19 protein-coding genes are annotated in these 23,231 nt (G+C 61.8%); 2 read left to right on the plus strand and 17 right to left on the minus strand.

Going from position 1 to position 23,231, the window contains the following annotated elements:
- The 17 genes from REH59_RS22485 to rpsB all read right to left on the minus strand — a co-directional run bounded on the left by REH59_RS22485 (window position 1) and on the right by rpsB (window position 19,349).
- Window positions 1-948, minus strand: a complete 948-nt coding sequence (locus tag REH59_RS22485; RefSeq protein ID WP_003252323.1) for an acetyl-CoA carboxylase carboxyltransferase subunit alpha — start codon at window positions 946-948, stop codon at window positions 1-3.
- 106 nt (window positions 949-1,054) lie between these two features.
- Window positions 1,055-4,579, minus strand: a complete 3,525-nt coding sequence (gene dnaE, locus REH59_RS22490; RefSeq protein ID WP_014861651.1) for a DNA polymerase III subunit alpha — start codon at window positions 4,577-4,579, stop codon at window positions 1,055-1,057.
- 186 nt (window positions 4,580-4,765) lie between these two features.
- Window positions 4,766-5,389, minus strand: a complete 624-nt coding sequence (rnhB, locus tag REH59_RS22495) for a ribonuclease HII (protein ID WP_003252319.1) — start codon at window positions 5,387-5,389, stop codon at window positions 4,766-4,768.
- A 1-nt stretch (window position 5,390) separates the two neighbouring features.
- Window positions 5,391-6,518: a lipid-A-disaccharide synthase gene (gene lpxB, locus REH59_RS22500; protein ID WP_003252318.1), complete on the minus strand. Its 1,128-nt coding sequence runs from the start codon at window positions 6,516-6,518 to the stop codon at window positions 5,391-5,393.
- Between the two features lies 1 nt (window position 6,519).
- Window positions 6,520-7,296: an acyl-ACP--UDP-N-acetylglucosamine O-acyltransferase gene (gene lpxA, locus REH59_RS22505; protein WP_003252316.1), complete on the minus strand. Its 777-nt coding sequence runs from the start codon at window positions 7,294-7,296 to the stop codon at window positions 6,520-6,522.
- A complete protein-coding gene (fabZ, locus tag REH59_RS22510; RefSeq protein ID WP_003252314.1) occupies window positions 7,293-7,733 on the minus strand; it encodes a 3-hydroxyacyl-ACP dehydratase FabZ in 441 nt (146 codons plus the stop codon). Before fabZ ends, lpxA begins: the two co-directional genes overlap by 4 nt.
- Window positions 7,734-7,847: 114 nt before the next feature.
- Window positions 7,848-8,903, minus strand: coding sequence for a UDP-3-O-(3-hydroxymyristoyl)glucosamine N-acyltransferase (gene lpxD / locus REH59_RS22515; protein ID WP_128573847.1), 1,056 nt, complete (start codon window positions 8,901-8,903; stop codon window positions 7,848-7,850).
- Window position 8,904: 1 nt separating this feature from the next.
- Window positions 8,905-9,408 carry an OmpH family outer membrane protein gene (locus REH59_RS22520; protein WP_003252311.1) on the minus strand — a complete coding sequence of 168 codons (504 nt, stop codon included), beginning with the start codon at window positions 9,406-9,408 and terminating at the stop codon, window positions 8,905-8,907.
- A gap of 44 nt (window positions 9,409-9,452) precedes the next feature.
- Window positions 9,453-11,813: an outer membrane protein assembly factor BamA gene (gene bamA, locus REH59_RS22525; RefSeq protein WP_003252308.1), complete on the minus strand. Its 2,361-nt coding sequence runs from the start codon at window positions 11,811-11,813 to the stop codon at window positions 9,453-9,455.
- 73 nt (window positions 11,814-11,886) lie between these two features.
- Window positions 11,887-13,239 carry an RIP metalloprotease RseP gene (gene rseP / locus REH59_RS22530; protein ID WP_108079131.1) on the minus strand — a complete coding sequence of 451 codons (1,353 nt, stop codon included), beginning with the start codon at window positions 13,237-13,239 and terminating at the stop codon, window positions 11,887-11,889.
- A gap of 71 nt (window positions 13,240-13,310) precedes the next feature.
- A complete protein-coding gene (gene ispC / locus REH59_RS22535; protein WP_014860401.1) occupies window positions 13,311-14,501 on the minus strand; it encodes a 1-deoxy-D-xylulose-5-phosphate reductoisomerase in 1,191 nt (396 codons plus the stop codon).
- Window positions 14,498-15,313: a phosphatidate cytidylyltransferase gene (locus REH59_RS22540; protein ID WP_003252301.1), complete on the minus strand. Its 816-nt coding sequence runs from the start codon at window positions 15,311-15,313 to the stop codon at window positions 14,498-14,500. Before REH59_RS22540 ends, ispC begins: the two co-directional genes overlap by 4 nt.
- Entirely contained in the window at window positions 15,313-16,068 is a 756-nt protein-coding gene (uppS, locus tag REH59_RS22545) for a polyprenyl diphosphate synthase (protein ID WP_010952675.1), read from the minus strand. The genes REH59_RS22540 and uppS overlap by 1 nt, the downstream gene beginning before the upstream one ends.
- A 15-nt stretch (window positions 16,069-16,083) precedes the next feature.
- The gene (gene frr / locus REH59_RS22550; protein WP_003252296.1) at window positions 16,084-16,641 is read right to left on the minus strand and encodes a ribosome recycling factor; all 558 of its coding nucleotides are present in this window, start codon (window positions 16,639-16,641) and stop codon (window positions 16,084-16,086) included.
- Window positions 16,638-17,381: a UMP kinase gene (gene pyrH, locus REH59_RS22555; protein ID WP_003252294.1), complete on the minus strand. Its 744-nt coding sequence runs from the start codon at window positions 17,379-17,381 to the stop codon at window positions 16,638-16,640. Before pyrH ends, frr begins: the two co-directional genes overlap by 4 nt.
- A 181-nt stretch (window positions 17,382-17,562) precedes the next feature.
- Window positions 17,563-18,426, minus strand: coding sequence for a translation elongation factor Ts (gene tsf / locus REH59_RS22560; RefSeq protein ID WP_003252290.1), 864 nt, complete (start codon window positions 18,424-18,426; stop codon window positions 17,563-17,565).
- A 185-nt stretch (window positions 18,427-18,611) separates the two neighbouring features.
- The gene (gene rpsB, locus REH59_RS22565) at window positions 18,612-19,349 is read right to left on the minus strand and encodes a 30S ribosomal protein S2 (RefSeq protein ID WP_003252287.1); all 738 of its coding nucleotides are present in this window, start codon (window positions 19,347-19,349) and stop codon (window positions 18,612-18,614) included.
- 346 nt (window positions 19,350-19,695) lie between these two features.
- On the opposite strand from rpsB, the gene map reads away from it, so the two are divergent.
- Both map and REH59_RS22575 read left to right on the plus strand, forming a co-directional pair.
- A complete protein-coding gene (gene map / locus REH59_RS22570) occupies window positions 19,696-20,478 on the plus strand; it encodes a type I methionyl aminopeptidase (RefSeq protein ID WP_003252286.1) in 783 nt (260 codons plus the stop codon).
- Between the two features lie 41 nt (window positions 20,479-20,519).
- Window positions 20,520-23,222, plus strand: coding sequence for a [protein-PII] uridylyltransferase (locus tag REH59_RS22575; RefSeq protein WP_320450357.1), 2,703 nt, complete (start codon window positions 20,520-20,522; stop codon window positions 23,220-23,222).
- The last annotated feature ends 9 nt before the right edge of the window (window positions 23,223-23,231 follow it).

Raw genomic sequence — 23,231 nt, forward strand, 5'->3', positions numbered from 1 at the left:
TCAGAGGCCGTAGCTCATCAGGCGCTCGTAACGACGGGCCAACAGCGCATCGTTGTCGAACTTGCCGAGCATGTCCAGCTGCTGCACCAGATCGGCACGGATGCTTTCGGACATCTTAGCCGGGTCACGGTGGGCGCCGCCCAGCGGCTCCTGGATGACCTTGTCGACAATATTCAGGCTCTTCAGACGCTCGGCGGTGATGCCCATGGCCTCGGCCGCGTCTGCTGCTTTATCGGCCGTTTTCCACAGAATCGAAGCACAGCCTTCCGGCGAGATAACCGAGTAGGTGGAGTACTGCAGCATGTTCAGTTGGTCGCACACGCCAATGGCCAGTGCCCCACCGGAACCACCCTCACCGATCACGGTAGCGATGATCGGGGTTTTCAGGCGTGCCATGACCCGCAGGTTCCAGGCGATGGCTTCACTCTGGTTGCGCTCTTCGGCGTCGATGCCCGGGTAGGCGCCCGGCGTGTCGATGAAGGTCAGGATCGGCATCTTGAAGCGTTCGGCCATTTCCATCAGGCGACAGGCCTTGCGGTAACCTTCCGGGCGCGGCATGCCGAAGTTGCGACGCACTTTCTCGCGCACTTCACGGCCCTTCTGGTGGCCAATGACCATGACCGGCTTGCCGTCCAGACGCGCAGTACCACCCACGATGGCGGCGTCGTCAGAGAAGTGACGGTCCCCGTGCAGCTCTTCGAACTCGGTGAAGATGTGCTCCAGGTAGTCCAGGGTGTATGGACGACGCGGGTGACGGGCCAGGCGGGCGATCTGCCAGCTGGTCAGGTTGCCGAAGATGCTTTCGGTCAGGGTGTTGCTCTTGTCTTGCAGACGGGCAATTTCATCGCTGATGTTCAGCGAGTTGTCGTTGCCCACCAGGCGCAGGCCTTCGATCTTGGCTTGCAGGTCGGCAATCGGCTGTTCGAAGTCGAGGAAATTCGGGTTCATAGTCATCCGTCTTGGGTCTACGGCCAGGCGGCCGGCCGGTTGATCCGTTTGGCGCCATACCTTAAGGGATCAGGCGCATTCAGGTCGAGATTAAATTTTTGTCGGTTCAACGATATTGCAGGAAGACGTTCTCACGCCCGAACTGGTCACGCAGCGCCTGAATCAGCCCATCGGCCGGATCGATCGCCCACTGCTCGCCAAACTGCAGCATGGCCTTGGCGTCGCTGCCGGTGTACTCCAGCGTGATCGGGCAGGCACCGCGATGGCGGGTGATCAGCTCGCCCAGCCACTTCAGCCGGTCGCCCTTCAGTGCGTCATGCGCCACCTTCAGGCGCAGGCTCTCGGCCAGCTTGGTGCGTGCGTCTTCCATGGTCATCACCTGCTTCACCCGCAGGCGCAAGCCCCCGGAGAAGTCGTCATTGCTGACCTCGCCTTCCACCACCACCATCGCGTCGGTCTGCAGCAAGGACTGTGCCGCCATGAAGGCATCGGCAAACAGCGATGCCTCGATCCGCCCGGAACGGTCATCCAGGGTGACGAAGCCCATCTTGTCGCCCTTCTTGTTCTTCATCACCCGCAGCGCAATGATCATGCCCGCGATGGTCTGGGTTTCGCGCGACGGCTTGAGGTCGACGATGCGCTGGCGGGCGAAGCGACGGATCTCGGTCTCGTACTCGTCGATCGGGTGGCCGGTGAGGTACAGGCCAAGGGTGTCCTTCTCCCCCTTCAGACGCTCCTTGAGGGTGAGCTCGCGCACCTTGCGGTGGTTGGCATACACATCGACATCTGCCGCGTCGAACATGCTGCCGAACAGGTCGACATGGCCACTGTCAGCGGTGTGTGCGGCCTGCTCGGCTGCCTTGATGGCCTCGCCCAGCGCCGACAGCAAGGTTGCCCGGTTGATGTCGATGTTGGCGTGGTAGGCCTTGATCTCGTCATGGAAGTGCGGGCCAAGGCGGTCCAGCGCGCCACTGCGCACCAGCGCATCAAGGGTACGCTTGTTGACCCGTTTGAGGTCGATGCGTTCACAGAAATCGAACAGGTCCTTGAAGGGACCGCCTTGGGCACGGGCCTCGACAATCGCCTCCACCGGGCCTTCGCCGACACCCTTGATGGCACCAAGGCCGTAGACGATACGGCCGTCGTTGTTGACGGTGAACTTGAAGTCCGAGAAGTTCACATCCGGCGCGTCGAGGCGCAGCTTCATGCTGCGCACCTCCTCCACCAGCACCACCACCTTGTCGGTGTTGTGCATATCCGCCGACAGGACCGCGGCCATGAACGGCGCCGGGTAGTGGGTTTTCAGCCAGGCGGTCTGGTACGACACCAGGCCATAGGCGGCGGAGTGGGATTTGTTGAAGCCGTAGCCCGCGAACTTCTCTACCAGGTCGAAGATGTTACCGGCGAGGTCCGCATCGATATTGTTGGCTACGCAACCTTCGATGAAACCACCGCGCTGCTTGGCCATTTCCTCGGGCTTTTTCTTACCCATGGCCCGGCGCAGCATGTCGGCGCCACCCAGGGTATAACCTGCCATCACCTGGGCGATCTGCATCACCTGTTCCTGGTACAGGATGATGCCGTAGGTTGGCGCCAGTACCGGCTTGAGGCCTTCGTACTGGTAGTCGGAGTGCGGGTAGGCCAGCTCGGCGCGGCCGTGCTTGCGGTTGATGAAGTCGTCCACCATGCCCGATTGCAGCGGGCCCGGGCGGAACAACGCAACCAGTGCGATCAGGTCTTCCAGGCAGTCGGGCTTGAGCTTCTTGATCAGCTCCTTCATGCCGCGCGATTCCAGCTGGAACACCGCCGTGGTTTCGGCCTTCTGCAGCAGCTCGTAGGTCTTGCGGTCGTCCAGCGGGATGAAGTCGATGTTGAGGTCGGGCAGGTTCTTCTTGGCCTGCTCGCGGTTGATGATCTCCATCGCCCACTTGATGATGGTCAAGGTACGCAGGCCGAGGAAGTCGAACTTCACCAGGCCGGCGGCCTCGACGTCATCCTTGTCGAACTGGGTTACCAGGCCACCACCCTCTTCATCACAGGCGATCGGCGAAAAGTCGGTGAGCTTGGTCGGTGCGATAACCACACCACCGGCGTGCTTGCCGGTACCCCGGGTCACACCCTCCAGCTTCAGGGCCATGTCCCAGATTTCACGGGCGTCTTCGTCGCCCTTGAGGAAGTCACGCAGGATTTCTTCCTGCTCGTAGGCCTTCTCCAGGGTCATGCCCACTTCGAAGGGGATCATCTTCGACAGGCGGTCGGCCAGGCCATAGGATTTGCCTTGCACCCGCGCCACGTCACGCACCACCGCCTTGGCGGCCATGGTACCGAAGGTGATGATCTGGCTCACCGCATTACGGCCGTAGGCCTCGGCCACGTAGTCGATCACCCGGTCACGGCCGTCCATGCAGAAGTCGACGTCGAAGTCGGGCATGGAAATACGTTCAGGGTTGAGGAAGCGCTCGAACAGCAGGTCGTAGGCCAGCGGGTCGAGATCGGTGATCTTCAGTACATAGGCCACCAGCGAGCCAGCACCCGAACCGCGGCCCGGGCCAACCGGTACGTCGTTGTTCTTGGCCCACTTGATGAAGTCCATAACAATCAGGAAGTAACCGGGGAAGCCCATCTGGATGATGATGTCCAGCTCGAACTTCAGGCGGTCCAGGTAAACCTGACGCTTTTCTTCATAATTGGGCGTGGTCTCTTTCGGCCACAGCACGGCCAGGCGCTCTTCCAGGCCTTCGTGGGACACATGCCGCAGGTAGTCGTCGATGCCCATGCCGTTGGGCGTGGGGAAGTCAGGCAGGAAGTACTTGCCCAGCTGTACCTGGATGTTGCAGCGCTTGGCAATTTCGACGGTGTTGGCGATGGCGTCGGGCAGGTCGCTGAAGAGCTCGGCCATTTCCTCGGCCGACTTCAGGTACTGCTGGTCGCTGTAGCAACGCGGACGGCGCGGGTCGTCAAGGGTCCATCCCTCGCCAATGCATACGCGGGTTTCGTGGGCGTCGAAGTCCGTCTGCTTGATGAAACGTACGTCGTTGGTAGCCACCAGCGGGGCGCCAAGCTTGTCGGCCAATGCGACCGCCGCGTGCACGTATTCTTCGTCGCGTGCCCGATTGGTGCGCTGCACTTCAACATAGAAGCGCTCGGGGAACATGCCCATCCAGTCTTGAAGAAGCGCTTCGGCTTCGTCTTGCCGACCCGCCAGCAGCGCCATGCCAATGTCGCCTTCCTTGCCCGCGGACAGGGCAATCAGGCCCTCGCTGGCCGGGGCGATCCATTCACGCTGGAGGATGACCAGGCCATTGCGCTGGCCATCGGTCCAGCCGCGCGAGATCAGTTCGGTGAGGTTGCGATAGCCCTTGGGGTCCATGGCCAGGAAGCAGATGCGCGACAGCGGGGCTTCCGGGTCGGCACCGGCCAGCCACAGGTCGGCACCGCAGATCGGTTTGATGCCGGCGCCCATGGCCGTCTTGTAGAACTTCACCAGCGAGCACATGTTGCTCTGATCGGTGATCGCGACCGCCGGCATGTTCATCCCGGTCAGCGCCTTGGCCAGCGGTTTGATCCGCACCAGGCCGTCGACCAGCGAGAATTCGGAATGGACGCGCAGGTGAACGAAGGGAACCGACATGGAAGATCCTGTAGCAGAGCTTAACGACAAGGGCGGGATTGTAGCCTAACTGGGGGCTTTTTTTGGGGCTGCTTTGCAGCCCTTCGCGGGCACGCCCGCCCCCACAGGTACGGCCCCGCTGCTCAGACCGATGAATCCTGCGGGAGCGGGCGTGCCCGCGAAGGGCCGCAAAGCGGCCCCAATAGGTCAGATCAGGGAATCGGTGACGCCTTCGCGCGCTTCCCAAGCCGCCCGCACCGGGGCGAAGGAACGCCGATGAATGGGCGTAGGCCCAAGGCGCGCCAACGCCTCGAGATGCACCGGGGTCGGGTAGCCCTTGTGCCCGCCAATGCCGTAACCCGGGTAGATCAGTTCGAACGCACTCATCTCCCGATCACGGGTCACCTTGGCCAGGATCGATGCCGCCGCAATGGCCGGCACCTGGCTATCCCCCTTGACCACCGGTGCTGCCGGCACCGCCAGCTTCGGGCAGCGATTGCCATCAATCAGGGCCAGCTTTGGTGTAATGTGCAAGCCCTCCACTGCCCGCTGCATGGCCAGCATGGTGGCCTGCAGGATGTTCAGGCTGTCGATTTCCTCGACTTCGGCGCGGGCGATGCAGAAGCTCAAGGCCTTTTCGCAGATCTCGTCGAACAGCGCCTCACGCCTGGCTTCGGTGAGTTTCTTCGAATCGTTCAGACCGAGAATCGGCCGCGCGGGATCAAGAATCACGGCCGCCGTTACCACCGCGCCGCACAACGGGCCGCGGCCCACTTCGTCAACGCCGGCGACCAGGTCTTCTACCAGGTTGAAGTCCAGTCCAATTTGCATGTCAGCGGTCCTTGAGCAGGGCCAGTACCGCCTCGGCCGCCTGATTGGAGGCGTCACGGCGCAGGGTGCGGTGAATTTCGTCGAAACGTTCGGTCTGCTGGCTTCCATCGCGCACCAGCGGCGCCAGGGTGTTGGCCAGCGCTTCACTGGTAGCGTCGTCCTGCAGCAACTCGGGCACCAGCTCTCGCTGGGCCAGCAGGTTCGGCAATGACACGTAAGGGCTTTTCACCAGACGCTTGAGAATCCAGAAGGTCAAGGGCGCCAGGCGGTACGCCACCACCATCGGCCGCTTGTACAGCAGCGCCTCGAGGGTGGCGGTACCCGAGGCGATCAGTACCGCGTCACAGGCTGCCAGGGCTTGGTGCGACTGGCCATCGAGCAGGGTCAGCGGCAGTTGGCGCCCTTCAAGCATCTGTTCGATCTGGGTGCGCCGCGTGGCGTTGGCGCAGGGCAACACGAAGCGCACACCCGGCACTTGTTGGCAAAGGCGCTCGGCGGCGTCGAGGAACAACGCGCCCAGGCGCCCTACTTCGCCCCCTCGACTGCCCGGCATCAACGCCACCACAGGCCCCTCGCCCAGGCCCAGCGCGGCGCGCGCGGCCGGGCGGTCGGCTTCAAGCGGGATGGTGTCTGCCAGCGGGTGGCCAACAAAACGCACTGGCACACCCTGCTCTTCGTAGAACCGCGCCTCGAACGGCAGCAGCGTCAGCATCAGGTCGCAGCCTTCGCGGATCTTCAGCACCCGCTTTTGCCGCCAGGCCCACACTGACGGGCTGACATAGTGCACGGTCTTGATCCCGGCCTGGCGCAGCTTCAGCTCGATGTTGAGGGTGAAGTCAGGGGCGTCGATGCCGATGAATACGTCGGGTTTTTCTTCGATCAGGGTCTGGATCAGCAGCTTGCGGCGCTTGAGCAGCTCGCGCAGACGCCCCAGTACCTCGACCAGCCCCATGACGGCCAGGCGCTCCATGGGGAAATAGGATTGCAGGCCCTCGGCCTCCATCAAGGGGCCGCCAACCCCGATGAACCGCACGTCGGGGTGGCGTGCCTTGAGGGCACGCATCAAGCCTGAACCAAGAATATCGCCACTGGCCTCACCCGCGACCAGCGCTACGCAAAGCTGGGCCATATCAGCGCGTGATGCCGCGAGCGGAGCTCAGGATCGACTGACGGAACAGCTCGACCTCAGGGTGTTGCGTGGCCGGTTCGGCCAGCTCCTTGAGCGCGTCTTCGACGGTCAGGCCCTGACGGTAGACAATCTTGTAGCAACGACGCAGCACATGGATCACCTCGTCGCTGAAACCGCGGCGGCGCATGCCCTCGAAGTTCATGCTGCGGGCTTCGGCCGGGCTGCCGAACACGGTAACGAAGGCCGGAACGTCCTTGCCAATGGCCGTGCCCATGCCGGAAAACGCGTGGGCGCCAATATGGCAGTACTGGTGAACCAGGGTGTAACCGGACAGGATCGCCCAGTCACCCACATGTACATGACCTGCCAACGCCGTGTTGTTGACCAGGATGCAGTGGTTGCCGATGACACTGTCGTGGCCAATGTGGGCATAGGCCATGATCAGGTTATGGTCACCCACGGTGGTTTCCGAGCGGTCCTGAACAGTACCGCGGTGGATGGTCACCCCTTCGCGAATCACATTGTGATCGCCGATCACCAGGCGCGTCGGCTCACCCTTGTACTTAAGGTCCGGGGTGTCTTCACCGATCGAGGAAAACTGAAAGATACGGTTGTGCTTGCCGATGCGGGTCGGGCCTTTGAGCACAACATGCGGGCCGATAACGGTGCCCTCCCCGATTTCGACATCAGGGCCAACGATCGACCAAGGGCCGACCTCGACGCCGTCGGCCAGCTTGGCCGACGGATCGATAATGGCCCGAGGATCAATCGAATTCATAGGGAGCGTTCCGCACAGGTGATTTCTGCCGAGCAGACCGGCTTGCCATCGACAAGGGCGCGGCACTCGAACTTCCAGATCATGCTTTTACGGCTGAGGAACTTCGCCTCCAGCACAAGCTGGTCACCCGGCAGAACCGGCTGACGGAAACGCAGTTTGTCGGAACCGACGAAGTAGTACAGGGTGCCATCGGCCGGCTTGGCATCGAGCATCTTGAAACCAAGGATGCCGGCCGCCTGGGCCATGGCTTCGATGATCAGGACACCCGGCATGATCGGGTGTGCCGGGAAGTGGCCATTGAAAAACGGCTCGTTGATGCTGACATTCTTGTAGGCACGAATGCTCTGGGCCTCGAAGTCCAGATCCGTCACACGGTCTACCAGCAGGAACGGGTAGCGGTGAGGCAGGTATTCGCGAATCTCGTTGATGTCCATCATTTCGGTGGGGAAGCCTGTAATAAGAATAGGGAGCGCAGGTGCTGACCACACGCTCCTTTTGCAATCCAAAGAGGAGCCAGCTAGCGACTGTTCACTCTTGCTCAGGGAATGGTATCAGCCTTCTGATGTCGGCAGGCCACCTGAGGTCACGGTATCGACGCGTTTTTCCAGCTGCTGGAGACGCTTGGCCATGTCGTCCAGGTGGCGGATACGCGCGGCGCTCTTGCGCCAGTCAGCCAGCGGCTGCATGGCAGTGCCGGAAGAATAGGAACCCGGTTCAGTGATCGAACGGGTAACCATGGTCATTCCGGAAACGAAAACGTTATCGCAAATATCGATGTGCCCAACCAGCCCCACACCACCGGCCAGCATGCAGTGCTTGCCGATGCGCGTGCTGCCGGAGATTCCGACGCAAGCGGCCATGGCAGTGTGATCACCGATCTGCACGTTGTGAGCGATCTGGATCTGGTTATCCAGCTTGACCCCGTCGCCGATCCGGGTATCGGACAGCGCGCCACGGTCGACAGCCGTATTGACACCGATCTCCACGTCATCACCAATGGTGACGCCGCCGATCTGCGCAATCTTGCGCCAGATGCCCTTCTCGTTGGCAAAGCCGAAGCCCTCGCCGCCGATCACGGCACCCGACTGGATGACCACACGCTTACCGATGGTCACGTCGTGATACAGCGTGACCCGCGGTGCCAGCCAACCACCTTCACCGACCACACAGCGGGCACCGATGAAGCAGTGTGCGCCGATGCTGACGTTGGCGCCGATGCGCGCACCACTTTCGATGACCGCGAACGGCCCGATGCTGGCGCTGGCGTCCACCTGGGCATCTTCCGCCACCACGGCGCTGGGATGTATTCCCGCCTCAGCCTTGGGTTTGGGATCGAACAGGTGGGAAATCCGCGCGTAAGCCAGGTACGGGTCCGCCACGACCAGGGTATTGCCGGCAAAGCCTTCGGCATCCGCAGCCTTGAGCAGCACCGCGCCGGCCTGGCTGTTGTCCAGGTACTTGCGGTACTGCGGGTTGGCGAGGAAGCTCAACTGCGTCGGGCCAGCCTCTTGCAAGGTGGCCAACCCGGTAATCTGCAGCGCCTCGGGCCCCTTGAGGGTAGCTCCGAGTACCTCGGCCAGCTGGCCTAGCGTCATGGTCACACTCATATCAACGGGCTTGGTTCATGCGCTCGATGACTTGGCGGGTGATGTCGTACTGAGGTTTGACATCGATGACCGCACCACGCTCGAGGACCAGGTCGTAGCCGCCCTTCTTGATCACTTCCTCGACAGCACCATCCAGCTTCGGCTTCAGTTGCTTGAGCATGTCGCGATCAGCAACGGCCTTGGCTTCGTTCAGTTCCTTGGACTGGAACTGGAAATCGCGGGCCTTTTGCTTGAACTCGAGCTCCAGGCGCTCACGCTCCTGCTGCTGCATCTTGTCGCCGCCCTTGATCAGGCGGTCCTGGATGCCCTTGGCACTGCTTTCCAGGCTTTTCAGCTTGGTCAGTTGCGGACCGAATTTCTTCTCGGCATCAACCGCATACTTCTTGGCGGCATCCGACTCGAGCAGGGCCATCTGGTAGTTCAGGACGGCAACCTTCATTTCGGCGAAAGCCGGGGTGGCGACCAGCGCCGCGGCCACTACGGCCAATTGAGCCAATTTACGCACGATGCACTCCTGGATAAACCGTTGTCATTAAGCAAGGGCCGACCTTAGAAGGTCTGGCCCAGAGAGAATTGGAACACCTGGGTATCGGCATCGTCCGGCTTCTTGACCGGCATTGCCAGGCTGAAGCTCAGCGGGCCCAGTGCGGTAATCCAGGTCACGCCCAGGCCGACCGAACTGGCCATGCCCGAGAACCCGACCTTCTCGCAATCAGGTTTGTTGCCGCAATTGGTGTCGAACACGTTACCCACGTCCCAGAACACGGAAGTGCGCAGTGAACGCTGGTCCTTGACGAACGGCAGCGGGAACAGCAGCTCGGCACCGCCTTGCACCAGCACGTTACCACCAAACGGCAACGGATCCTGATCCGGGTCGGCGATGGTGCCTGGCTTGCCACCTGCGGCCTCGCCGATGCTCGGGGTACTGCGCGGGCCCAGGCTGCTGTCCTTGAAGCCACGGACGGAGTTGAAACCACCCGCGAAATAGTTCTCGTAGAACGGCAGGCCGGAGGTGCTGCCGTACCCATCACCATAGCCCAGCTCGGTATGCAGGCGCAGGGTGTAGTCGCTGGTGATCGGCTTGAACAGCTGGCCACGGTAGTCAAGCTTGAAGAACGACAGGTCGCTGCCCGGAACGGTGGACTCCAGGGTCAGGCTTTGCGAGTGACCACGGGTGGCCAGTACGCCTTTGTTCAGGGTCGACTCGGACCAGCCGATCGAGGCCTTGAAGTTCAGGAAGTTGTCACCTTCCTGCTCGAGGAAGTCGAAGATCTCGTCAACGGTGTACTTGCCGGTCTTGATCTTGTCCTGCTGCACGCTCAGGCCGTAGGTCAGGCGCGAGGTTTCGCTGATCGGGTAGCCCAGGCTGACGCCGGCACCGTAGCTGTCCACCGCATAGCTGGCAACGTCGACGTCGAGGTCGTCGTAATCGGTGCTGCGGTAGAAGGCGTTGTAGCCCAGGCTGACGCCATCGGCAGTGAAGTAGGGATCAACGAAGCCGAAATTGTAACGGGTCTGGTATTCCGAACGGGTCAGGCCGATGGACACCTTGTTACCGGTACCGAGGAAGTTGCTCTGGCTGATCGACCCCCCCAGGATCAGGCCGGCGCTCTGGGCGAAACCGACGCTGGCGGTGATCGAGCCGGAGGCCTGCTCTTCGACGCTGTAGTTGACGTCGACCTGGTCGTCGGTGCCAGGCACCTGCGGGGTCTCGACGTTGACTTCCTTGAAGAAGCCCAGGCGCTCAAGACGGGTCTTGGACTGGTCGATCAGGTAGGTCGACGCCCAGCCGCCTTCCATCTGGCGCATTTCGCGACGCAGCACTTCGTCTTCGGTCTTGGTGTTGCCGCGGTAGTTGATGCGGTTGACGTAGGCACGCTTGCCCGGGTCGACCACGAACATGATGTCGACGGTGTGGTCCTGGTCGTTTGGTTGCGGCACGCCGTTGACGTTGGCGAAGGTGTAGCCTTCGTTACCGAGGCGGCGGGTGATCAGCTCGGACGTGGTGGTCATCACCTTGCGCGAGAACACCTGGCCCGGCTGCACCAGCAGCAACGACTTGACCTGGTCTTCCGGCACCTTGAGGTCACCGGACAGCTTCACGTCGCGAACGGTGTATTTCTCGCCTTCGTTGATGTTGACGGTGATGTAGACGTGCTTCTTGTCCGGCGTGATGGACACCTGGGTGGAGGCGATGTCCATGTTGATGTAGCCGCGGTCCAGGTAGTAGGAACGCAGGCGCTCCAGGTCACCGGAGAGTTTTTCACGGGCGTACTTGTCGTCGTTCTTGAAGAACGACAGCCAGTTGGTGGTCTTCAGCTCGAACAGCTGCCCCAGGGTCTCATCATCGAATACGTTGTTGCCCACGATGTTGATGTGCTGGATGGCGGCGACGGTGCCTTCGTTGATCTTGATCTTCAGCGCCACACGGTTGCGCGGCTGCGGCACCACTTCGGCGTCGACCTCGGCCGAGTAGCGCCCCTGGGCCACGTACTGGCGCTGCAGCTCGTTACGCACACCTTCGAGGGTGGCACGCTGGAAGATCTCGCCTTCGGCCAGGCCCGATTGTTTCAGGCCCTTCATCAGGTCTTCGGTGCTGATCGCCTTGTTGCCTTCAATCTCGATGCTCGACACCGACGGGCGCTCGACCACGTTGATGATGAGCACATTGCCATCGCGGCTCAACTGGATGTCCTGGAAGAACCCGGTCTTGAACAAGGAACGAGTCGAGTCCACCAGGCGGCGGTCGTCGGCCTGGTCGCCAACGTTCAGCGGCAAGGCACCGAACACACTGCCAGCGGAAACCCGCTGCAGGCCGTTGACGCGAATATCGGAGATGGTGAAGGACTCGGCGTGAACTTCAGCGATCATCAGTGCGGACATGACCGCAGTTAGCAGCAGACGTTTCATGAAGTCCTTTTATTCCAACTGGCAATAAACAACCTGCCGTCACAGAACGGCAGGTTCGCAATTGAGCGAAGCTTTATAGTCGACCCAGATCGTTGATCAGGGCGAGCAACATCACCCCTATGACCAAACTGATACCGATCTGAACCCCCCAACCTTGCACCCGATCCGACAGCGGACGACCGCGCGCCCACTCGACCAGGTAAAACAGCAAATGCCCCCCGTCCAGTACTGGAATGGGCAGCAGGTTAAGAACCCCCAGGCTTATGCTCAGGTAGGCCAGGAAATTCAGGAAATCCCCCACGCCGGACTGGGCTGAAGCGCCCGCCACTTTAGCAATGGTTATCGGTCCACTCAAGTTTTTTACCGAGAGCTCCCCGAACAGCATTTTCTTCAGCGATTCAAGGGTCAGGACGCTCATGTTCCAGGTACGCGACAAGCTCTCACCCACCGCATCCAGCGGGCCGTAGCTGATTTCGCGGAGCATGTTGGCAGGCCATTCGCCACCTTTGACGCCAGCGCCAAGATAGCCACCGACGGCCTTGCCCTCCCCCTTGCGGGCCAAGGTCACCGGCAGCTCCAGGGCAGCGCCATCGCGCTCCACTCGCACCACGACCTTGGCATCCGGGCGGGCGCGCACGCGGTCGACAACCTGCTGCCATTCAGTCACTGCCACATCGTCCAGAGCCAGCAGCTTGTCACCGGTTTTCAGGCCCGCAGCGGCAGCCGGCCCCTTCGGATCGATCTCGGCCAGCACAGGTGTGATCGCCGGTCGCCAAGGGCGCAGCCCCAGGGATTGAATCGGGTCCGGCTCGTCGGCGCCCTTGAGCCAATTGTCCAGCTTGACCTGCAGCTGACGCTCGGCGCTGGCGCCCTCATCGCGCACACCAATCTGCAAGGTACCGCTCTCGCCCAGACGACGAACCAGCTGCAAATTGACCGCCGACCAACCGTTGGTCGGCTTGCCATCTACAGAAACGATTTCCTGACCTGCGGTCAGCCCTGCAGATGCTGCCAGGCTGCCACTGTCGACCGCGCCGATAACCGGGCGGACTTGCTGGGCACCCAGCATCGCCAGCACCCAGAAAAACAGGATAGCCAGCAGAAAATTGGCGATCGGGCCTGCCGCGACAATCGCAATACGCTGGCGCACCGACTTGCGGTTGAACGACTGCCCGGCCAGCGCCGGCGGCACATCGCCTTCGCGCTCGTCGAGCATCTTGACGTAGCCACCCAGAGGAATGGCCGCAACAACGAACTCGGTGCCGTGGCGGTCATGCCACCGCAGCAGCGGCGTGCCGAAACCCACCGAGAAACGCAGCACCTTGACGCCGCAGCGGCGCGCCACCCAGAAGTGACCGAATTCGTGGAAAGTGACCAGCACACCCAACGCCACGAGGGTGCCGATAATCATGTAGAGCGCTGTCATGTCCATCTCCGAATGATGTTCAGCGGGCCGGCATCCTGCCCAGCCCCCTCACGAACCTTGGCGGGCCTGCATCAGCGGCCGTGACGCCTCAGCCACTCACGGGAAAGCTCCCGGGCACGCTGATCGGCGGCAAATACCGCATCCAGCGACGGCAGCGGTACGACGGGTTCCTGGTCGAGTACCTGTTCGATCATACCCGCGATCTCCGGGAAGCGGATGCGCCGTTCAAGAAATGCCTGGACCGCGACTTCGTTGGCCGCATTGAGCACGGCAGGCGCGCTGTTGCCGGCCTCGGCAGCCTGCCGCGCAAGGCGCAGGCAAGGGAAGCGTTGTTCGTCGGGCGCCTGGAAATCCAGACGGGCGATGGCGAACAGGTCCAGAGGGGCAACCCCGGAATCGATCCGTTCCGGCCAGGCCAACGCGCTGGCGATCGGCGTACGCATGTCCGGGTTGCCCAACTGCGCGAGTACCGAACCGTCCACGTAGTCGACCAGCGAGTGGATTACGCTCTGCGGGTGCACCACTACCTCAACCTTGGATGGCACGGCATCGAACAACCAGCAGGCTTCGATCAACTCGAGGCCTTTGTTCATCATGCTGGCCGAATCCACGGAAATCTTGCGCCCCATGGACCAGTTAGGGTGCGCACAGGCTTGCTCCGGGGTCACGTCCAGCAGCGCCTCGACCGGCGTTTCGCGGAACGGCCCGCCGGACGCGGTAAGCAGGATCCGGCGCACACCGACGGCACTCAGACCACGGGTGTAGTCGCCTGGCATGCACTGGAAGATAGCGTTGTGTTCGCTGTCGATCGGCAGCAGCACGGCCCCTTTTTGCCGCACCGCCTCCATGAACAGTGCGCCCGACATCACCAGTGCTTCCTTGTTGGCCAGCAACACCTTCTTGCCGGCCTCGACCGCTGCCAGCGTGGGCCGCAGGCCGGCAGCACCGACAATGGCTGCCATCACTGCATCCACTTCAGCGGCCGACGCCACCTGACAAAGCCCGGCCTCACCTTCCAGCACCTCGGTGGTGCAGCCGGCCGCAGCCAGACCCGCACGCAACCTCACCGCCGCCTCAGTGCTCGGCACCACAGCGAATGCCGGGCGATGACGCACACATAAGGCCAACAGCTCGTCGATGCGCGAATAGCCAGTGAGGGCAAACGCTTGATAACGGTCAGGATGACGCGCAATCACATCCAGCGTGCTCAGGCCAATGGAGCCGGTGGCCCCGAGTACGGTAATACGCTGCGGGCGACTCACATCACACCCCATTCGGCAGCCCACAACAGGACGGCGAAGATCGGGATTGCCGCAGTCAGGCTGTCAATGCGATCGAGCACACCCCCATGCCCGGGCAACAGATTGCTGCTGTCCTTGATACCGGAGCGACGCTTGAACATGCTCTCGGTCAGGTCACCGACCACCGAGGACATCACCAGCAACGCAGCGCCCAACAGGCCCAGCAGGATCTGACCAAAGCCCCAGTCGCGGCTGATGCCGACACCCAGGGTAATCAACAGGCTGACCGCCAGGCCACCGTACACGCCTTCCCAGCTCTTGCCCGGACTGACCTGCGGAGCCAGCTTGCGCTTGCCGAATGCCCGGCCAGAGAAGTACGCACCGATGTCGGCGGCCCACACCAGCACCATGACGGACAGGATCAGCCAGTTGCCCAGGGGCCAGTGCTTGAGCAGCACCAACCCTTGCCAGGCCGGCAGCAACACCAGCAGGCCGATCAGCAACCGACAGGCAGCACTGGCCCACAGGTCGCTGCTGCGCGGGTAGGTAAGCACCAGCCAGGTGGCCAGCCCCCACCAGATCACCGCAGCGCCCAGTACCCAGGGCGCCAGTTCCGGAAGGATGTACAGCAGCATCAGCGCCCCCGCGACCACCGCTGCATAGGCAATGCGCAGCGGCTGGGCCATCAGCCCGGCCAGGCGCGCCCACTCCCAGGCACCGAGGGTCACTACGAAGCCGATGAACAGGGCGAAATCCCCGCCATTGAGCAGGAAGAAACCACCCAGCGCGACCGGCAGCAGGATCAGCGCAGTAATGATGCGTTGTTTAAGCATTAAGCACGAGCTCCAGCCTCGACCTGCTCGCTGGTCTTACCGAAGCGGCGCTGGCGCGAAGCGAAATCGGCCAGGGCATTGCGCATGGCCTCGTGTTTGAAGTCCGGCCAGTAGAGGTCGGAGAAATACAACTCGGCATAGGCCAGCTGCCACAACAGGAAATTGCTGATGCGGTGCTCGCCACCGGTGCGAATGCACAGGTCCGGTAACGGCAGGTCGCCGGTTGCCAGACAGGTCTGCAGCAGACCCGGGGTGATGTCTTCCGGGCGCAGGTGCCCGGCTTGCACTTCCCGCGCCAGCCGCTGGGCAGCCTGGGCGATGTCCCACTGACCACCGTAGTTGGCTGCTATCTGCAGAATGAAGCGGTTGTTGCCAGCGGTCACTGCCTCGGCCTCGCGCATGGCGGCCTGCAGCTCAGGATGGAAACGCGAACGGTCGCCGATGATGCGCAGGCTGATATTGTTCTCGTCAAGGCGCTTGGCCTCACGGCGCAGCGCCGAGAAGAACAGCTCCATCAACGCACCGACCTCTTCGGCAGGGCGCTGCCAGTTCTCGCTGGAGAAGGCGAACAGGGTCAGTACCTCGACCCCGGACTTGGCACAGACTTCGATGACCGCGCGAACGGCGTCCACACCCGCCTTGTGCCCGGCCACGCCGGGCAGCAGGCGCTTTTTCGCCCAGCGGTTGTTGCCATCCATGATGATCGCGACATGACGCGGCACCGAGGACGGCGCCGCTGGCTTGGTCTTTTCCATTAAAAAACCCCGGCCTTAGACGGCCATCAGGTCCTTTTCCTTGGCTTTGAAGGCAGCATCGACTTCGGCGACGAACTTGTCAGTCAGCTTCTGGATCTCGTCCGCGGCGCGACGCTCTTCGTCTTCGCTGATTTCCTTGTCCTTGGTCAGCTTTTTCAGGTCAGCCAGGGCGTCGCGGCGCACGTTGCGCACGGCTACCTTGGCATCCTCGGCAACACCGCTGGCCTGCTTGGTGTAGCCCTTGCGGGTTTCCTCGGTCAGGGCCGGCATCGGGACACGGATGGTGGTACCGGCGCTGGACGGGTTAAGGCCCAGATCGGAGGTGAGGATGGCCTTTTCGATGGCAGCGCTGAGGTTCTTGTCGTGAGCGACGATCTTCAGGGTGCGGGCATCTTCGACGGTGATCGCGGCGACCTGGTTCAACGGCATTTCGCTGCCCCAGGCGGTAACCTTGACGCTGTCCAGGATGCTTGGGTGAGCGCGACCGGTGCGGATTGCAGCCAGGTTGCGGGACAGGGCTTCGATGGACTTGCCCATGCGCTCCTGCGCGTCTTTCTTGATGTCGTTGATCATGCTTGGCCTTCCTCGATCAGTGTGCCTTCAGCGCCACCCACCACGATGTTCAGCAGGGCGCCAGGCTTGTTCATGTTGAATACCCGCAATGGCATCTTGTGGTCACGGCACAGGCAGATTGCGGTCAGGTCCATCACACCCAGCTTGCGATCCAGAACCTCATCGTAGGTCAGGTGATCGAATTTCTCGGCATGCGGGTCCTTGAATGGATCGGCAGTGTACACGCCATCGACCTTGGTCGCCTTCAGCACCACGTCAGCATCGATTTCGATGGCGCGCAGGCAGGCCGCGGAGTCGGTGGTGAAGAACGGGTTGCCGGTACCGGCGGAGAAAATTACCACATCCCCGGAGTTGAGGTGACGAATAGCTTTGCGGCGATCGTAATGATCGGTGACACCCACCATGGAAATGGCCGACATGACCAGGGCCGGGATGTTCGAGCGCTCCAGCGCATCGCGCATGGCCAGGCCGTTCATCACGGTAGCCAGCATCCCCATGTGGTCACCCGTGACGCGGTCCATGCCGGCTGCGCTGAGCGCGGCGCCGCGGAACAGGTTGCCACCACCGATCACCAGGCCGACCTGGACGCCGATCCCTACCAACTGGCCAACTTCAAGCGCCATGCGATCCAGCACTTTCGGGTCGATCCCGAAGTCTTCCGAGCCCATCAGGGCCTCGCCGCTAAGTTTGAGCAAAATGCGTTTATAGCGAGGTTGGCGACCACTCACCTGCTGAGCCATTGCGAGTCTCTCCTGCGGCGTACTTTTAGAAAATTCGTGCGGGCTGTTTGCAGCCTGCTAACTGTAGCGTGGCACCGCTTCGGTGCCAGCGAAGAGGGAGTCGTATAAACCCCTCTCCGTTTTGACAAAGAGGCTGCGCGCGTGAGCGGGCAGCCTCTTTGGGGCGACAGACGGGGCTGTCTTACTGCTTGGCAGCAGCTACCTGAGCGGCAACTTCAGCAGCGAAGTCGTCGACTGGCTTCTCGATGCCTTCGCCTACTTTGAAGTAGGTGAAGGAAACGATTTCAGCACCGGCTTTCTTGGCCAGCTCGCCAACCTTGACTTCCGGGTTCATGACGAAGGCTTGCTCTTTCAGCGAGGCTTCGGCTTTGAACTTGGTGATACGACCGTTGATCATGTTCTCAACGATGTTTTCCGGCTTGCCGGCGATCTTGTCGGCGTTCAGCTGCAGGAAGACATTCTTCTCGCGCTCGATGGCCTCGGCGGAGATTTCCGACGAATCCAGGAACTCAGGGTTCGAAGCTGCAACGTGCATGGCGATGTTCTTCGCCAGCTCCACGTCACCGCCTTTCAGAACGACGACAGCGCCGATCTTGTTGCCGTGCAGGTAGGCACCGACAACGTCACCCTCAACGCGCACCAGGCGACGGATGTTGACGTTCTCGCCGCACTTGGCAACCAGGGCTTCACGAGCAGCTTCACGCGAGGCGATCAGCGGAGCGGCGTCGGTCAGCTTCTGGGCGAAGGCTTCTTCGAGGCTTTCGGCCACGAAGTTCTTGAAGTCGTCTTGCAGGGCCAGGAAGTCGGTCTGCGAGTTCACTTCCAGCAGGACGGCGGATGTACCGTCGGTCTTGACGGCGATAGCGCCTTCAGCAGCGACGTTGCCAGCCTTTTTGGCGGCCTTGATGGCGCCCGAGGCACGCATGTCGTCAATGGCTTTCTCGATGTCGCCGCCGGCCTTTTCCAGGGCCTTTTTGCAATCCATCATGCCTTCGCCGGTACGCTCGCGCAGTTCTTTTACCAGCGCTGCAGTAATTGCTGCCATTTCAAAATCCTCTTGGAAAGTTTTTCAACCATTCCACCCGTCAATCACGGGCGTTCAATTCTGCAAATCCGCTGTTTTCATTTCAGCAGGCCCATGATGCGGGGCCGATGCTGACAGCAGGATTTCAAGGTGGCAAAAAGGGGGCAAAGCCCCCTTTTTGCGTGCCAAGTAGACGCTAGCGCCTATTACTCAGCAGCAGGTGCAGCCGCTTCTTCAGCGTAAACTTCGGTGCCGCCGGCAACGTTGTTGCGGCCGCGGATGACTGCGTCAGCCATCGAAGTCATGTACAGCTCGATAGCGCGAATGGCGTCATCGTTACCTGGGATGATGTAGTCAACACCTTCCGGGCTGCTGTTGGTATCGACAACGCCGATAACCGGGATACCCAGCTTGTTGGCTTCGGTGATCGCGATGCGCTCGTGATCAACGTCGATAACGAACAGAGCGTCTGGCAGACCGCCCATGTCCTTGATGCCGCCCAGGCTGCGATCCAGTTTTTCCAGGTCGCGGGAGCGCATCAGGGCTTCTTTCTTGGTCAGCTTGGCGAAAGTGCCGTCTTCGGCCTGGGTTTCCAGGTCGCGCAGACGCTTGATCGAAGCGCGGATGGTCTTGTAGTTGGTCAGCATGCCGCCCAACCAACGGTGGTCAACGTACGGCGAACCGCAACGAGCTGCTTGCTCGGCGACGATCTTGCCGGCGGAACGCTTGGTGCCGACGAACAGGATCTTGTTCTTGCCCTGGGCCAGGCGCTCTACGAACGACAGAGCGTCGTTGAACATTGGCAGGGTTTTTTCCAGGTTGACGATGTGGATCTTGTTACGCGCGCCGAAAATGTACTTGCCCATTTTCGGGTTCCAGTAACGGGTCTGGTGGCCGAAGTGCACACCGGCCTTCAGCATATCGCGCATGTTGACTTGGGACATGATAGTTCCTTGATAAGTCGGGTTGGGCCTCCACGTATCCCAATGACCAACCCGCGAATTCTGCAACTCGGGGCACCCAGGTCATCGTGTCGACACGTGTGTGGGTTAAGTGCTGACGGGGTCGTCCCCGAAAGCGGCGCATTTTATACCACAGACCGCGAGCGAACGGAACCCGGATACTGTTGCGTCTGTCAGCACTTTTTGCAGCACCTCGGCTTTCGCGCCAGAATGCCAGCTATAGACAACAGCATGGCCGCCTTTATCCCGACCGATCGGCGCCCTGCTCTGCTAGAATCCGGCCTTTCCCGTTTGTTCGCGCCGTGCACGGCGCCGTAGAGAGCCTGTAATGACCGTCACCATCAAGACCGCAGAAGACATCGAGAAGATGCGCATCGCTGGCCGCCTGGCCGCCGAAGTGCTGGAAATGATCGAAGAACACGTCAAGCCCGGTGTCACCACCGAAGAGCTCGACCGCCTGTGCCACGATTATATCGTCAACGTTCAGCAGGCCATCCCGGCCCCGCTCAACTACAAGGGCTACCCGAAGTCGATCTGCACCTCGATCAACCATGTGGTCTGCCACGGCATCCCCAACGACAAGCCGCTCAAGGACGGTGACACGCTCAATATCGACGTCACCGTGATCAAGGACGGCTACCACGGCGACACCAGCCGCATGTTCCACGTCGGTAACGTGCCGGTCTGGGCCGAGCGCCTGTCCAAGGTCACCCAGGAATGCATGTACAAGGCCATCGAGCTGGTCAAGCCGGGCTGCCGCCTGGGCGACATCGGTGAAGTGATCCAGAAGCACGCGGAAAAGAACGGTTTCTCGGTAGTGCGCGAGTTCTGCGGTCATGGCATCGGCAAGGTGTTCCATGAAGAGCCGCAGATCCTCCACTACGGCCGCGCGGGCACGGGCATGGAGCTGAAGGAAGGCATGACCTTCACCATCGAGCCGATGATCAACCAAGGCAAGGCCGACACCAAGGTGCTGGGCGACGGCTGGACCGCCATCACCAAGGACCGCAAGCTCTCGGCCCAGTGGGAACACACTTTGGTGGTGACTGCCACTGGCTACGAGATCTTCACCCTGCGCAAGGACGACACCATCCCGCGCACTTCGGCCTGACCGCACTCCGACAGGCCACCCCACGACAGGAAAGTGACGCGATGCCCCAGGTGGATCCCGAGCTGTTCGACCGTGGCCAGTTCCAGGCGGAACTGGCCCTCAAGGCGAGCCCCATCGCCGCCTTCAAGAAAGCCATCCGCCTGGCCGGCGAGGTGCTCGACAAACGTTTTAGCGCCGGCAGCGACATCCGCCCGCTGATCGAGGCCCGCGCCTGGCTCGTCGACAATATCCTGCAACAGGCGTGGAACCAGTTCGACTGGGGCGACCAGAGCGGCATCGCCCTGGTTGCGGTGGGCGGCTACGGGCGCGGTGAACTGCACCCGCACTCGGACATCGACCTGCTGATTCTGCTGGGCGCTGCCGAGCACGAGCAGTACCGCGACGCCATCGAGCGCTTTCTGACCTTGCTGTGGGACATTGGCCTGGAAGTCGGCCAGAGCGTGCGCACCGTCGACGAGTGCGCCGAACAGGCCCGTGCCGACCTGACGGTAATCACCAACCTGATGGAAAGCCGCACCATCGCCGGCCCCGAGGCCTTGCGTCAGCGCATGCTGGAAGTCACCAGCACCGCGCACATGTGGCCGAGCAAGGAGTTCTTCCTGGCCAAGCGCGCCGAACTCAAGGCCCGCCACCACAAGTACAACGACACGGAGTACAACCTCGAACCCAACGTCAAGGGTTCGCCAGGTGGCCTGCGTGACATCCAGACGGTCCTTTGGGTGGCCCGCCGCCAGTACGGGACGCTCAACCTGCATGCACTGGCCGGCGAAGGCTTCTTGCTGGAAAGCGAGAATGAACTGCTGGCTTCGTCCCAGGACTTCCTCTGGAAAGTCCGTTATGCCCTGCACATGCTGGCCGGACGCGCCGAAGACCGCCTGCTGTTCGACCACCAGCGCAGCATCGCCACGCTGCTGGGCTACAGCGATGAAAACCCCAAGCGGGCGATCGAACAGTTCATGCAGCAGTACTACCGGGTGGTGATGAGCATCAGCCAGCTGTGCGACCTGATCATCCAGCACTTCGAAGAGGTTATCCTTGCCGACGAGGAAAGTGGCAGCACCCAGCCGCTGAATGCGCGGTTCCGCCTGCATGACGGCTACATCGAGGCCGCCCATCCGAACGTGTTCAAGCGCACGCCATTCGCCATGCTGGAAATCTTCGTGCTGATGGCCCAACACCCCGAGATCAAGGGCGTGCGTGCCGATACCGTGCGCCTGCTGCGCGAACACCGCCACCTGATCGACGACACGTTCCGCACCGACATCCGCAATACCAGCCTGTTCATCGAGCTGTTCAAGTGCGAAATCGGCATCCACCGCAACCTGCGCCGGATGAACCGCTACGGCATTCTCGGCCGTTACCTGCCAGAGTTCGGCCTGATCGTCGGGCAGATGCAGCACGACCTGTTCCACATCTATACGGTCGACGCGCATACCCTCAACCTCATCAAGCACCTGCGCAAGCTGCAATACACGCCGGTGTCCGAGAAATTCCCGCTGGCCAGCAAGCTCATGGGACGCCTGCCCAAACCCGAGCTGATCTACCTGGCCGGCCTGTACCACGACATTGGCAAGGGTCGCCAGGGCGACCACTCGGAAATCGGTGCAGTGGACGCGCAGAAGTTCTGCGAACGGCACCAGTTGCCGGCCTGGGACAGCCGCCTGATCGTCTGGCTGGTGCAGAACCACCTGGTGATGTCGACCACCGCTCAGCGCAAGGACTTGTCCGACCCGCAGGTGATCAACGACTTTGCCCTGCACGTGGGCGACGAGACGCGCCTTGACTACCTGTACGTACTGACCGTGGCCGACATCAACGCCACCAACCCCAGCCTGTGGAACTCGTGGCGGGCCAGCCTGCTGCGCCAGCTGTACACCGAAACCAAGCGCGCCCTGCGCCGCGGCCTGGAAAACCCGCTGGACCGCGAAGAGCAGATTCGCCAGACCCAGTCTTCAGCGCTGGATATCCTGGTGCGCGAGGGCACCGACCCGGACGACGTCGAGCAGCTATGGGCGCAACTGGGCGATGACTATTTCCTCAAGCACACCGCCGCCGACGTGGCCTGGCACACGGATGCGATCCTGCAGCAACCGGCCGATGGCGGGCCGCTGGTGCTGATCAAGGAAACCACCCAGCGCGAGTTCGAAGGCGGCACGCAGATCTTCATCTATGCCCCCGACCAGCACGATTTCTTCGCCGTGACGGTGGCGGCCATGTCGCAGTTGAACCTGAACATCCACGACGCACGGATCATCACGTCGAGCAGCCAGTTCACCCTCGACACCTATATTGTGCTGGACAACGACGGTGGCTCGATCGGCGACAACCCGCAGCGGGTCAAGCAGATTCGCGATGGCCTGACCGAAGCGCTGCGCAACCCCGAGGACTACCCGACCATCATCCAGCGCCGGGTACCGCGGCAGCTCAAGCACTTCGACTTCCCACCGCAAGTGACCATCCTCAACGATGCCCAGCGGCCGGTGACCATCCTCGAAATCACCGCGCCAGACCGCCCGGGCCTGCTGGCCCGGCTGGGGCGGATCTTCCTGGAGTTCGACCTGTCACTGCAAAACGCCAAGATCGCCACCCTCGGCGAGCGGGTAGAAGACGTGTTCTTCATTACCGATGCCGACAACCAGCCGCTGTCAGACCCGCAGCTGTGCAGCCGCCTGCAGGAAGCCATCGTGCAGCAACTGCAGGCCGGCCAAGGTGGCGACACCAGCCAGACCCGCGTGACCTTTTAACGATTAGAC

It is taken from the genome of Pseudomonas sp. BO3-4 (genome assembly GCF_034044115.1).
In the GTDB taxonomy this organism is placed as follows: Bacteria; Pseudomonadota; Gammaproteobacteria; order Pseudomonadales; family Pseudomonadaceae; genus Aquipseudomonas; species Aquipseudomonas alloputida.